The 14591-nt window shown below is 32.1% G+C and carries 7 protein-coding genes; 1 reads left to right on the top strand and 6 read right to left on the bottom strand.

All coding sequences use genetic code 11. The features are described 5' to 3' along the window. Nucleotides 1–18: 18 nt before the first annotated feature. Nucleotides 19–1866, bottom strand: coding sequence for a T9SS type A sorting domain-containing protein (locus DXU93_RS03745; protein ID WP_123776034.1), 1848 nt, complete (start codon nucleotides 1864–1866; stop codon nucleotides 19–21). Between the two features lie 173 nt (nucleotides 1867–2039). On the opposite strand from DXU93_RS03745, the gene DXU93_RS03740 reads away from it, so the two are divergent. Continuing rightward, the gene (locus tag DXU93_RS03740) at nucleotides 2040–3719 is read left to right on the top strand and encodes an RluA family pseudouridine synthase (protein WP_116879922.1); all 1680 of its coding nucleotides are present in this window, start codon (nucleotides 2040–2042) and stop codon (nucleotides 3717–3719) included. 400 nt (nucleotides 3720–4119) lie between these two features. Here DXU93_RS03740 and DXU93_RS03735 read toward each other — a convergent pair whose 3' ends face one another. The 5 genes from DXU93_RS03735 to DXU93_RS03715 all read right to left on the bottom strand — a co-directional run bounded on the left by DXU93_RS03735 (nucleotide 4120) and on the right by DXU93_RS03715 (nucleotide 14321). Beyond that, nucleotides 4120–4863 carry a phage Gp37/Gp68 family protein gene (locus DXU93_RS03735; protein WP_205679225.1) on the bottom strand — a complete coding sequence of 248 codons (744 nt, stop codon included), beginning with the start codon at nucleotides 4861–4863 and terminating at the stop codon, nucleotides 4120–4122. Beyond that, nucleotides 4850–5950: a three-Cys-motif partner protein TcmP gene (tcmP, locus tag DXU93_RS03730; RefSeq protein ID WP_116879920.1), complete on the bottom strand. Its 1101-nt coding sequence runs from the start codon at nucleotides 5948–5950 to the stop codon at nucleotides 4850–4852. The genes DXU93_RS03735 and tcmP overlap by 14 nt, the downstream gene beginning before the upstream one ends. 164 nt (nucleotides 5951–6114) lie before the next feature. Next, a complete protein-coding gene (locus DXU93_RS03725; protein ID WP_116879919.1) occupies nucleotides 6115–6381 on the bottom strand; it encodes a hypothetical protein in 267 nt (88 codons plus the stop codon). Between the two features lie 10 nt (nucleotides 6382–6391). Then, entirely contained in the window at nucleotides 6392–10621 is a 4230-nt protein-coding gene (locus DXU93_RS03720; RefSeq protein WP_116879918.1) for an NACHT domain-containing protein, read from the bottom strand. A gap of 7 nt (nucleotides 10622–10628) precedes the next feature. Then, nucleotides 10629–14321 carry a DUF7149 domain-containing protein gene (locus DXU93_RS03715; RefSeq protein ID WP_116879917.1) on the bottom strand — a complete coding sequence of 1231 codons (3693 nt, stop codon included), beginning with the start codon at nucleotides 14319–14321 and terminating at the stop codon, nucleotides 10629–10631. Nucleotides 14322–14591 lie beyond the last annotated feature (270 nt).

Raw genomic sequence — 14591 nt, 5'->3', positions numbered from 1 at the left:
TATCATTCATAATTATAACTATAACAAAACAATTTTCTTGGTATAAACCTTCTCATTATAAGTAAAAGTAACCAAATATATACCTCTTGAGAATTGTGCGATATTGGTAGTTAACACCCTATTCTTTTGCTGTGCACCAAATCTCATCATAATTTTCCCTGTAAGATCTGTGATGAATAATTCACCAATGTCCTCCCCTATCTTTATATTTAAATCACCTTGAGTTGGATTTGGCCAAACATTCCACTCTAAGCTAATGAGTGTATCACTTTCATCTGGAATAATTGGTTCCTCAATGGCTTTTTCGTCATTACATTCATCAACAAAAGCATAAGTATCAATAATTCTAATCATTAAATCATTGAGCAGTTCAACTTCATATTCATCTGTTGAAGGTTCAATATGTGTGTTACCAATACCACTATGGTTTGTAAGAAAAGCATATGTACCATTGCTCGCTAATGCAAAAGAACGCATTAAATATTCTGTATCTTTCTTTATTCCACTTGCAGCTAAAGGAACAATACGAATTCCTTTAGAAGCTGCTGCTCTTGCTAATTCTTTAAGTTCACGCAATTTTTGAAGTGAATTATGAGGTGGTGCATCAAGTACCAGGAATAGAATTCGTGTTCTTGCAGATTCACTCCATTTTAGCTGATGAATAGCAACACTCAAAGCCTTGGCAACTGCTTCTTCGTAATCGCCTCCTCCAGCGGCTTTTTGTTGAGTAATAAAATTAACAGCAGTAGACAATACTGTTGTAAAATCCTGTTTTTTGGTTAAATAATCATCAGCTACATCACGGTAAAAAACATTGGCGAAGTTGAAAGTTAATGATGGGTTTGCATTCTTCGCTTTAAAAATCACCTCATTCAAATCCTTTTTTAGATAATTTATTTCATCTCCCATTGATCCTGTTGCATCAACTACAAATGCAATATCGACTTGATTTGAGGCTCCACAATCTACATTTATAACTTTACTATTTACACCTTCTTTAAAAGGAATTAGCCTGCGTATGCGATAAGAAGCTTCACCATAAAAAATACGCGCCGAAACATTTTCTTTTGATATATCATCGACTCCAATCTTCCCCCATAATTCAGCTTTTCCTGTGTTGTCTGTTCGACTTTCATAAAGTAAATTTCCTGATTCATCAAGCAATTGAACTACAGCATCAACGATTGGATAATCATCTTCGTTTTTCAATAACACCGTATAACGATCACTGAAAAACATATCCCATTTCGTTTTATATTGTGACAATTCATCCGCAGTGATATCATTCCACATATCCCATTTTGCAAAATCATTAATTTCTCCAGCGGTTAAAGTATTACTGCGTGATTGAACCTCACGATAATCGGATTTTATTGGTGCATCATGAGCAATAATGGGGTGCTTCACAATCTTTGGCGTTCCTCCATCTCCCCTATTCTTGATTTCTATTTCAGCTAAAGCATCTCCAAACATCATACGTTCTTCCTTTGAATAACTATATGATTCGGTTGATTCTGTATGAACCTCACTTAACACTTCGACAGGTGGAGCATATCCTTTTTTACGCTTTAAAGCAAAATCATTTTTTTCATCTCCATCCACATGAATATTTTGAACTAATTTTTCATGACCTTCATAATTAAATTCTACTCGGTAGTATCCTGTGTCTAGTTCAACATTAAAGTTTCCTAATTCATCTGTTAATACTGAAGCAATTTTCTTCTCCCCTTGATAAATATCTACATTTCCATAGCCGAGTGATGCAATATTCCCCGAATTCATGTTACCACTAATCGATTGACCAAAAGTTGATATTGAGATCAAAAACAAAGTGATGCAGCACAAAAAAGTAATTTGATTTTTCATAATATATTGGTTTAATGCACCACTGTACAGCTCTTGATCAAATCGGTTCAAATTAATATGAAGAAATGTACTTTTAATAATAGAAAAGTTGGAGAAAGCTTAATTCTTGAAATTACCTTAATATCTATTATTCCTTTTTATCTTTGCATCCTTAATTTCAGCGTAAAATAACAATGCAAAACCCAAGTAAATTCATTTCTTTCCTCTCTGATATTTCTGAATATTCTTTACCAGAAAAATTTACTTATCCTTTTTATTATACACCTCACCCACTGGCTGAAATAGCTGCAAAAGAGTTGCAAGATTATATTTCTTCACAAGAGTGGGATCATAATTTCGGTTTAAATCCGAAGGATGAAGGATTAGAAATCGGAAAAATGTTTGGGGTTTTAGTGGTGCAAAATGATCAAAATGAAATCGGCTATTTGGCTGCATTTTCTGGGAAATTGGCTAATTCAAATCACCATCAAAACTTTGTTCCTCCAGTTTTTGACATGCTCACAGAAGGAAGTTTCTTTTTAGAAGGAGAATTAGAAATAAATGCCATCAATGAAAGAATTGCTGAACTAGAAAAAGAACAAGAGTTTCTCGATTTAAAACTAAAGTTTCAAAAACTTCAAGAGCAATTAAAAACGCAAGAAGAGAGTTTGCGTTCTGAAATGAGAGAAGCCAAAGCAGCTCGTAAGAAAAAACGAACAGCGGGAAAATCTAGCTTATCTCCTACTCTGTTTGAAGAATTAAAAACTGAATTGGCCAACGAAAGTATCGCCTATAAAAATAAACTCGCTAAGTTTAAAACTGCAAGTCAGGAAAAACTTCAGCAATTAAAAAATGAAATCGCACCATTTCAAGATGAGTTTGATCAATTATTGCTCAAAAGAAAAACAGATTCAGCAAAACTTCAACAACGTTTATTTAAAGCCTATAAATTCTTAAATATTGATGGTGATCAAGAAGCATTGTTAGATATTTTTAGCGGTACAGCTTTCAAAAGGCCACCTGCTGGAGCTGGAGAATGTGCAGCACCGAAATTATTACAATATGCATTCAAAAATGACTTAAAACCAGTTGCGCTTGCTGAGTTTTGGTGGGGAGCTCCTCCGGGAACTGAAGTACGTAAACATCAGCATTTTTACCCTGCTTGTTTAGGAAAATGTAAACCTATTTTGAGTCACATGCTCGACGGAATTCCTGTTGACGAAAATCCTTTATTGAAAAATCCTGGTATAGATAAAGTGATTGAAACTGTTTTTGAAGACGATAAAATTCTTGTCATCAACAAACCACACGATTTACTCTCTGTTCCTGGAAAGGAAATCTACGATTCTGTTTTTAGTCGCATCAAAAAGGAATATCCCGATGCTGAAGGTCCGTTAATTGTTCACCGTTTGGACATGTCAACCTCTGGACTCATGATAATTGCCAAGGATTTAACGACAAATCATCACTTACAACAGCAATTTATTAAGCGCACCGTTGCCAAAACATATACAGCCCTACTCGTTGGATACCTCAAAGAAACTTCTGGTGTTATTGATTTACCATTGGCTTTGGATGTGCTTGACAGACCAAGACAGAAGGTAGATTTTGAAAATGGGAAATCTGCCAGAACAGAATGGGAAGTTTTGGAAAGAAGAAAAGGAACGACAAGAATAAAATTAATTCCAATTACTGGTCGAACACACCAATTGCGTGTGCATTGTGCCCACAGTAAAGGATTAGACACGCCCATCAAAGGCGACGATTTATATGGTCAGGTAGACAACCGTTTGCACCTCCACGCCACTACGCTAGAAATTACTCACCCAGAAACAAAGGAAAGGTTGAGATTTGAAGCGGAGGCTGGTTTTTAAAGAACTTCTTTCTCACACTCATTTTCAAACTCGCTCTTAGTTTTGTTGGTTTATTTTGCGCTGTAATGGTACGCGGTACCGAAAACTTTCGGTAACACAGATCTTCGAACGCAGATAAAAGCGGATTTAATAGGTGTTTTTAATGTGAGTAGGAGAAATCAAACATCAAACTAAATACAACTTTATCCTCCCCCTTGATCCCCCTCCAAAGGGGGAAATGCTTCGAAACTAAGCATTAGAATTTGAAATACGATAGCTATTCTATATTAATGAACAAAAATACTTGTCTTTAAAAGTAAGGCTCGTTAACAACCTCTCCCTTTGGAGGGAGACACAGAGGGAGGACAAAGTCATTTTATTCTCTGCTTTTCTAATGCTTGGTTGAAAATTTTATTGGCTTTTATTCCGTTAATATGCTTTCAGGATATTCATTCCATTCTTGCCCTTCTAAAATTCTTCCATTGGATTTTTTACTTCTTTTTACACCATCTGCACCCCATGTTCCCCATTGCTTGAAGAAAAATGCTACATTTTGTTCTTCACATTGACGTTTAACATTCAAAGCCCATTCTTTATCCATTGGACGTGCTTTCGGACCACTTTCCCCACCAACAATTACCCAATCTATTCCAGTTAAATCGATTTCCCCAATATCCTCTAGTAGCGGTTCTACAGATAAAAACTTTATCTTGGCGGGAATATTTCTCAATTTATCAATTCGTGGAACACCATGTTTTTTATCTTCACATGTTACTCCTAGCCATATATTATCGGGGATTTTCCTATGTTGAAAGTAATCAAACATAGCCGTTTCTCTTTTTGTTAATATCTGATAAACATGTTGAGGAGTTAAATCCATTACCCCCATGATTTTATCTAAAAACAAAGGATCCATTTCTTCGTGAAATAAATCACTCATTGAATTTACAAAATACTTCGTAGGCTTCTTTTTCTTCAGTGGTTGTTCCAACCGCTCTGGCATCATGGAAAATTTAAATCCATTGTCATATCCAGGAGCACCCATCGCTTTTAGTCGTTTAGCCATGGTTTCAGCATAACAATGTTTACAACCTGCCGATACCTTTGTACAACCAGTCGTAGGATTCCATGTTTCTTCTGTCCATTCGATTTTAGATTTTTTCATAATGAATTATTTTTTTATCCTTAAAAACGTTGTTGTAGGTAACCAACGGTGAACGTCCATTATATTCTATTTTCCTCTCTTTTTTCAATTTCTTTAAACATTCTTGGGCATGTTTTCCAATATGACCTTTTTCATAAGTAAACTCTAGCAATTGTTTGTTGCTTTCTATTTCACCATTTAGAACTTTTGCCTTCACCTCCTCCTGAAAAGCTTGCTTTTTCGTTAAACGTCGTTCACCCGTAAATAAATCAAGTTGATTTGCATTTGCTTCATCATCAATATCAAAATTAGCATCTCCATTTTTATCATTTAGTTTCCAAGCAATATTTAAAAACTTATCAACTGCGCTAGGATGTTTAGATCCAAAAATTAATCCATGTATATTAACTCCTTTTTTTAAGGAAAACGGATATAATTTTAATTTTGAATCCAAAGGTAAATTCTTCTTTAGTTGTTCACAAATAATTCTATGAATGTTTGAATATTTGCTTCTTTTAATTTCCTCGTAATCTAAATTCAAATGCTTCATAAATTCAGGTCTACTTATAAACCTTTTAATATAAGAGCTCGACAAAAAATAAATAAAATCAGTTTGATGCATTTTCTCCAATTCAGAGAAATAATCGTCAGAAATATATTTCACTCCATTTTGATCAAGAAATACCAAGGCTGGATGTTTTTTAATTGTTTTAAGTAATTCAGGAAACAAAACTGCAAAATCTTCATTATATAATTTAAGGTCAACAAAACCTAAAAGGCCATTGTCATTCACTTTATTTTCACAAGCTTCTTTTAAAAGTTTAAATTTTTTGAAATTAAATTCATTAAAATGCAATACAACTTTTTTATCTTTTTGAAGAATTAATTCTTTTTGTTCAATAACCTTATCAAGGATTTTAATCGGACTTCCACTATTTCCGTCTAGATCATATCCAGTTCCTGCAAAGAAATCGAAAATATGTAATTCTTTTGCAAAGGGTGTCATTAAAAAAGTTGGAATCCAAGCTTGGGCATAACTTTCAAATAAGGTTAATTTTATTTGTGTAACCTCATCAAAAGGTTTGTCGTGTAAATCTATTGCCGCCATATTTAGGTGTTTTTCTAATCAAATATAAGATTATTTTTTAATCAAAACAATAAATCCGATCTGATTTGTCTTTGATTTTAAAAGTAATACGGCATTTTTCAATCTACCCTCATCCACTTCTCTAATGCTTAGTTGAAAATTTTATTGGCTTTTAAAACATGTCATTAATCCTTTGTAAACATTAAATCATTGGATTTATATACTTTTGACTCTAAAAAACTAATGTAAGGTAAAAGCATTTCTTCAGGAAGTTCTTTTGGGTTTTCATAAACAATAACTTCTTTAATTTTTTCTTTTGGACAATCATCAAAAAATGTTGCTTTATCCCATTTTTGAAGTACCGTTTTATTTAATCCTGAAACAGTTTTGTTTATTCTGAACATCTTTTTTCTAAGGAAAAAGTAATTTTCAATTCTGTCGTTTGATATCATGATTTCTATTTTAAATTTTAAGATCGTTTACAAGTTTAAAAGCCTTTTTAAAACTTAAAGGTTTAGACATTTTATTTATATAAGCCTTTTCACATTCATCTATAAATGAATTAATGTAAAAGTATTTTTCATCTAATTCATCCGATGTTTCCTTTTCATTAGTTCTTAAACTTGCTTTGATTTTTTTTAATACTTTTTGCACCTTTTCATAGTTCCCATCTTTTAGGGCAATATTTATAATGTAATTTCGGAAAAAATCATTTAAAGCTGACCTTGTATACTTATCATCTGAATCGTCTTCATTTATTTTGAAAATAGCATCAAATGATCGCTCGATAAAATTAAAACCTTCATCTGGCAATTGGGTATAATTCTTTATACTAATTCTTTGATCAGGGTGAAGAAATTGAATTCGATTTTCTAAATCCTTTGCAATATAATTGATAATTTCTGGCTGATTGGTTCTTAATAGAACATTTGCAGCATTCGTTTTATATTTAATCCTATTTGAGTCAAGATATTTTTTTGCTTTTAATATACATTCATCCTCATGAACCTCCTTTTTCATTGAAATTTCAATTGCTTTCCAACAGGCAATGGAATAGATGTCTGTCATCATTTCTAAAAGAATTTCAGGACCGTTTTTTTCAATATATTTATCGAGCAAAGGTAATTCACTCCTTATATCATCACTTCTTAATAAATATTCTTTTATAAATTCAAAAGACTCTTTCAGATCGTTTTCCAATGCATAATATGCATGCTTTATATAAACAGAAGAGAATATCGGTCGACTTAAGTTTTCTAATATTTTATTATCCAGATTTTCTTTATCTTGTATTTTATTCAGATACTTTTCAAATTTATTTTCATTATTATCAAAACTTCTAATATCAAAGTACTCGAGCGTTTTCAACAAGAAGTCTTCAGGAACACTAATACTAAGCGAATCAATTAAAATAAGTTCATGAATAGCTTGAATAATTTGAAAAGATTGATAGTTATCTTTATCTTGATTTTTAATAGAGAATTTAGAACTACTGCTGTACTCCAAGATATCAGTAACGTTTATTTTCGTAATCAAGTCTATGACAAAGAGCTCCATATTTTGTTTTATTATTGAAGCATTTATAACAATATTATCATGAATCATAGCATCTTTAACTTGTCTTTCAATAAAGAACACAAAAAACTTAGGTTCATCAATATAATGCTCGCATTCTTCTATCGAAACTTCTTTGTTATCTTCTTGAATCAATAATGAATTTATTAAATCATAACCAACACCATGATATCCAAAAAGTATAAAAAAATCATCATCTCTATTGTTCTTAATTAAGAATTCATGATACAACTCTTTTTGGGTGACCTTATCTTTATCTAACTGCTTAAATAAAGCATCAACTTCTTTAATGAGTCCGTCTCGATTAAACAATAGTTTAAGGTCTTGTTCGACTTTCTTTTTATATTCTCTATTTAACTCTTCCATTGGAGTTATAGATTTTAAAGGATTTTTAATTCTCACATTACTTTTTTCGTAAGACTTTTCAATTTTGAAATGCCAATCTTCTTGTTTATGATAACTAGAAACAATATTCCTAAACCCTTCCAAGTGAGGATTGTTTTCACCCAAAACTTGAAGCCAATTGTTAATGTAATAGTTAATACATTCCTTATTTACTATTCTAGCCATTAACCATTTTGACTTTGAAAAGTCTTGTTCCTCAAATAGCCATTTGAACAATCTTAAACATTCATCAAACATTTGTACAACTCGAACAATAAAATCATCCCTGAAGTGAAAATTAAAATCATTTTGAGTTACAACTGATTTGGCAAGCTTTAAAATAATTTCTGAATCATCTTTTTTCATTTCTTTTAATCTTTCGATAATTTTCTCTTCATTATCTGGATAGCGGTTTCTAGATTTATTGTTGTGGAGATATTCCGTAAGAAGCTCTAAAAAGTTTGAATTCTCTTTTAATTTCAACATCAAATCCTCAACTTTCAAACGATTTCCTCTTATAACTCGATCATCATTTCTACGTTTTTGCTTTCCAAAAATAAAATCAAATTCTTTTTTTATAAAATCAAAATAGTCATCTATATTATGTTCATCTGTTTTAATTATGCTAAGAATACCTGTACTAATCTCTGAGTGATCTTCTTCCTTAAATATTTCAATGATTTCATGAATTATGTTAGGGTGTTCTTTAACAAAATTCCATTTTCGAATTAAGTTAATCAAGTACCCTTTCAGATTTAATTTTGTATCAGGATTTTTAAGAATCCCAATAAATCGTTCTTTCAGTTCATCAGTATTCTTTGGTTTAAAATGCTCTAATAAATTAAGAGCCGAAATTCGTACTCTAAAGTGCTCGTTTTCATCTAAAAAATAAGCCAATAAAAACTCTTGGTTATTATGACAATCAGCAAATCTAGCAATTTCCTTCACTGAAACACTAGTTGTATTTCCTACCCAAAGGGTAGTTTCGACGCATTGTTTTTTGAAGTATTCTTGGAAAACTGGAATCTGAAAACTTTTAACCCTGTCCAAATCAGCTTTGAACAATATGTCTGGTTTTATTTCAGAAATCCATTGAAGTAATTCCTTTTGCTTATTTATATGATCACCCAATAAATCGAGCAACATTGTCAATGAATTCTCTAAACTAGGTTTAATTGCTGGAAGACTTTCGATAGTAAAAAGCTCTTTTATTCTATCTAAATCTAAGGAACTTATTAATGATGCTGATAAATACTCCTGTAACTGCTTGTGCTCAAACAAACAATCATTTTGATTATTTAGAACAAATGCACAATGAATAAATGATTCTGTTCGTTCCTGATTTCGCTCTAACAATTTATAAATATTCTCTACACTAATTTCTAAAGATTTTGTCATTTCAAGAAACAATGCAACACGCTGACTGTCATCTTTTATATCATAGTAAATGAGCTTTTTCTTACTAAACTTAACTGTCTTGTCATGTTCTAAGATTGTTTCTAAATACTTATTCCATAAAACTGTTTGATTCGTTTCTAACTTTCTGAAATCCTTATAATAATTAGCTAAAAGCTGCAATTTAAATGGATCATCGATGAAACTTGAATTCAGTGAGAACTCATAGAGTTGATTAATGTCAAACTCCTCATTCGTTAAAATGTAAAGCATCTTTTGAGCTTGAAGAGTTGATAACTTTTGTAACTCATAAGTTTCAAATTTATCTAGCTCTTTTTTATAGTTTTCGAATATATTTGATCTACAACTCAAAACATATCGATGTGATTTATTGCGACGATTAATAAAGTAATTATTGAATTTACTAAGGAAATCTTGTTCATCTTTAACTTCATCTAATCCATCAAGAATAAAAACAACATTGAGATATTCATCAACTTTGTCTAAATCAAAGAAGCTTGAAATATCATCATTTATTGTAAAGTTACGTAAATCCCTGTAGAACGGAATTAAATCATTGTCCTTATCGTTCCATAAATCAAGGGCCAATCTTCTCAATTCCCCTGATTTTCCTGAGCCAGGATTTCCTATTAAAATAATCTTTGATTCGTTATTCTTTGCATTAAAAACATCTTTGAAATTTTCTAATGAATTTGAGTCTTCAAAGAAATCAAAAGTATTTTCTTTATTACTACTTATAGTTTTAATATGTCTTTTAATAAAACTAGCTACTAGCGTTTCATGATCAGTTAATTTTCCTATAAAAAAATCTTGATTCTCATGAGCACTTCCTTTATCATATTTAATTTTTACCTTTCCATTGAATTTTTCTAAAATCTCAACTGTATTCCCTAAAATTTGCTCCTGACCAGTTATTAAAGAATTTTGACTTGAGCTATGTTGTCTTTGAATTTTTATCAACTCATTAAATCTGTTCTCATAAACATTAAAGGTTAAATACCTATGCGCATTTTCCCTTTTTGCCAAAGCATATTTAAAGAGTTCTATAAACTCTTTTTTTTCTTTTGGTAAGTTTGAAAAGTCTTCACTTTTTAATTCACCATTAAAAAAATCACGCAGGATTTCTTTATCCACAATGAAAGCTTTGTCTCTTGCTCCATGATTTTTAGTCCAATCCTTTATAACATCGTCATATGCTGCTTCAATTTCATTTATTACTTTTTTGCTGCAATGAAAAATATTAATCTTTTTGGCTAGAGACTCTGCACTACTTGTAATAATGCTAATAGCTATTCCGACACCTATCGCTTCTAACATCCTCAATTTAATTTAGGTTCCTAATCTCAGTATCCACTCTTTCATACTCACTCTCCCCCATCCAAAAATCCTCATCAACTACCTTCACTTCTTCATACGTCAAACCATACAAGCGATAAACCAAAACGTCTATCTCGCGCTCCAAAGCGGTGGTGTCGGCTGATGGATCTTCTTGCTTGGCGGTGAGGATTTGGTCGACGAGATTGATTAAAGCAGGTTGTAAATCCAAGTTGTCAATGGAAATAGGTAAAAGCTGTAAGTCTGACATTAAAACTTGTGGAAAAGCCTGTTTATTCGTAATGAATTTCTTTTTCAGGAAATAATCTAATAGCCTTGATTGTAATAAACCGAAAATGTATTTTGTGTCAATTTCCTCTTTTAAAGACCAGCAAGAATATAAGGTAGATTCTGTTAAAGCAGGTTCTTCTAAAAATGCAGAGCACAAATGGTCACCGGTTCTTCTAATTAGAATCCTTGGAGAAACATCATGTTTACTTTTTAACTTAGTTCCTCCTACAATTTTCAAAGAATCATAGTCTGTGTAAAAAGATTTATTAATTGACCATTGAGAGATACAATTTCCTAGTAAGAATTTATCTGTATTTTTCTCATCAGCTTTTTCAAAGAGGTGATTTTTTCGATCACTAACGACCATTCCTTTGAAAAGCATACAAATTTCTTTAAGAGGTATAAATTTATTACTCTCCATTTTGCTTATTACGGGATTAGTGATTTTCTCTATTAATACTAGTTTTTTATCCTCGTTAAAAAGACTTTCAACCACTTTCTCATTAAAACTTCCTTTTGAAAAGATGAATATCACATTTCCTGTATTAGCCTCATCGAATACCATACCTTCAATTCGGATAATGTTGGTAACACCTCCATTCTGCTCGAAATATTTAAGGGTATCGGAATAGCTTCTAGTTTCAAACAATCCCTCGGGTACTATCATAGAGTGATAAACATTCTCATCACCAATTAATATTCCTAGTTCTATAAATAGATTAAATATGTTTTTTGAAGAAGAATTATTTATTGTTCTATAATTGGATAAATAATGTTCGAGTTCTTTTCGATCAGTATTGTTCTTTGTCATTATAAAATAAGGCGGATTCCCAATCACCACATCAAATCCAACAAATCCACCGTCATCATCCAACACTTCAGGAAATTCAAATCGCCATTCAAAAGCATTTTCGTAAATCTTATTTTCTTTGATTTCGTCCAATTGCTTTTTCAGCTTTGTCACTTTCTTTTCTAACGTTTCTCTGTCTTTTTTCAGTTTAGATTTTTGGGTTTTCGTTAAGGTGTCCTCAAAAAGTTTTGGAGACATGTGCTTTTCGTACAGTTCTGCACTAAGTTTATCATATAAACGTTGTTCTTTACTATTTCGAGAGATTTCGGTTTTAAAATCACCTTTAATGTCGGCAATTAAGCGATCCATTTCGTGTTTCTGCTCTTTGTTTTCGGCGTTGCGGTAAGTTTGCACAGCTATGCGATAACTGTCCATATTCCATTTGCTACTGCGCAGGGCTTTGCTTAAATCAGCATCCAAATCAAAACGACTAATCAATGAATTCCCACATTTGATATTAATGTCAATATTGGGTAAGGTTTCAAGTTCCGTTTCATTTTTATAGTAAGCATTTTTGAGGAGTTCAATCCAGAGTCGCAAACGACAAATTTTAACCGAGTTGGCATTGATGTCAACGCCAAACAGACAGTTTTCAATGATGCTTTGCTTTTCATGGAATAAGGTTTCCTGCACCCGCTGACTTTCTCTATTTTTAGGATGGTACTCAAATAATTCGCCGTTGTAATCTGTGATAATCAATTCATCATTTTCAACATGTACATCATAATCGCGGAGCAATTTTCCTTTACGATCATGCAAAACACCTAAATCGTGTTTTACGGCAATCATTTCGTTGAGCGCAGAAACTAAAAAGTGTCCAGAACCTACCGCAGGATCGCATATTTTAACATCATTAATAAGTGCGTTAGCTTCTTCGTGTGAAAATTCGCCACGTGAACCTATGGCGTTGTAAATGTCGGTGATGGAAGAGTATTTGTTTGCTCCGCTGGAATCCTCCCCCCTGCCCCCCTCCAAAGGGGGAGTTGGATTATCCTTTGTTAAAACATTTGTAGCTTCGTTGAATTTTTGTACTACAGCTTTTCGGATAGTTTCACGGCACATGTACATGGTGATAAAACCAGGCGTAAAGAAAGAACCATCTTTGTAACCATTTATTTTTTCAAAGATTAAGCCTAAAACAGAAGCGTTAATCAATGTTTTATTGTCTTCTTGAATATTTTCAGAGCCTTCACCGCTAAAATCGTAAGCATTTAGGAAATCAAACAAATATTCTAAAGTAGAAAGTTCACCTGTTCTTCTTTTACCTTTGGCATCTTTTAAAACAGTTTTCTCGTGAATTGGAAGTGTTTTATCATCGCGAAGATTACTAATGAATAAAGCGTTGTGTTCAATTTCTGTTGGTTCAAATAAAGAACTATTTAAGTAAGGAACTTTTTCAAAAGCTTTACTAACATCAGCGTTTCTGTCTTCAAATTTCCGTGCTAAAACTTGGAAAAACAAGCTATTGAGATCGTCGTAACTACTAATACGTTGAAAATTTAAAAAGGCATAACTTTTATCTCCTTCGTGATAGGAAATTAATTGTGCTTCCAACAGTTTAAGAAACAAAATTCTATTGATCCACGTAATTGACAATTCCAGTCCAACATTAAACAAGCGTTCTTCTTGTGTTTTACCAAACTGTGAAGGTCTATCCAATCGACTAAGTTTATCCATACTATCGATTTGAATAATCGCATCTTCTAGTATAGACCCAGAATTTCTATCTTTCTGAGGATTTCGTTCTATAATTTTCTTTCCACCTTGTTTTTGCTCACTTAACCCAATAATATGTAATAATTCAGCGTAAAAACTTTTATCTAAACTGTTACTGTCATTGGAAAAAGGCTTTTTAAGTAGATGTTCTGGAGACAAAAGTTTAAACAATGCTACAAGTTGAACATCATCTTTTTTATCGGTATTTCTGAGCGGTTTTTCATATTTTCTAAAATCAAAGTGTGTACATTCTATTTCCTCCTCTATATTTTCAATTACTGGAGCAGCAATTTCTTTATAGAAAAAATCAGTTGATGTACCTGAAAGGCTACCATTTTCAAAATCTTCAAATTGTTTTACGAGTTTTTTGTTCTGAGCGAAGTACCTTTCAAAAACACTTGCATCGAAGATATACCACTCATAAATATTGGTAATAATCAGCTTTTTAACTTCTAGATTTTTGCCCGTAATTCGTTCACGAAGATAATACAAGATCAATTCTTGTAACGCTTTCGTATTGGGTTTGTCAGCAGCCATCATTTCCCCCGAATTGGTAGGCTTTTTTGTTTCTAAAATAACTCCTACTGGAGATTTTGCTTTACTACCGTTATGAATTACTAAGTCATTACGTCCTTTTGTATTGATAAAATAGTCAGGAGCATAATATGTACTTTTTAAGAAGTCTGAAACTAAATTCTTATGAAACTCTTCTGATTCGTGATCATTAGAATTATCCAGTAACTCAATTAAATTTTCTTTAAAAGATTCAATTTGATTACGAATAGGTTTGATTTTCAGATATGCTTTGTTTAAAGCTTTTTTAGGTTTCAACAGCTCTAGATTCATATGGTACGTCCTTTAAATTTTACGATAGATAAAGATAACATTTTTGTTTGATAGCATTATGAATTTACGTTAGAACTAATCTCGTTTCACTATTATCCTCCCCCTTGATCCCCCTTCAGCTAACGAAGTAACAGAGAAAAGGTCAAAAAATATGCAACAACAGTTTTGAGCAAGAGTTTGGAGTAATTAAGAACTCAACTTCTTCCATAATTTAACTAAAAAATGAATTCGGATGTTTAGTCTTTCGGATGTGCCTAAGAAAACCACGTT

This window comes from Brumimicrobium aurantiacum (genome assembly GCF_003402975.1).
Classification (GTDB): domain Bacteria; phylum Bacteroidota; class Bacteroidia; order Flavobacteriales_D; family Crocinitomicaceae; genus Brumimicrobium; species Brumimicrobium aurantiacum.
The sequence above is the reverse complement of the archived record's forward strand: the minus strand, read 5'-3'. Positions and strand labels throughout refer to the sequence as shown.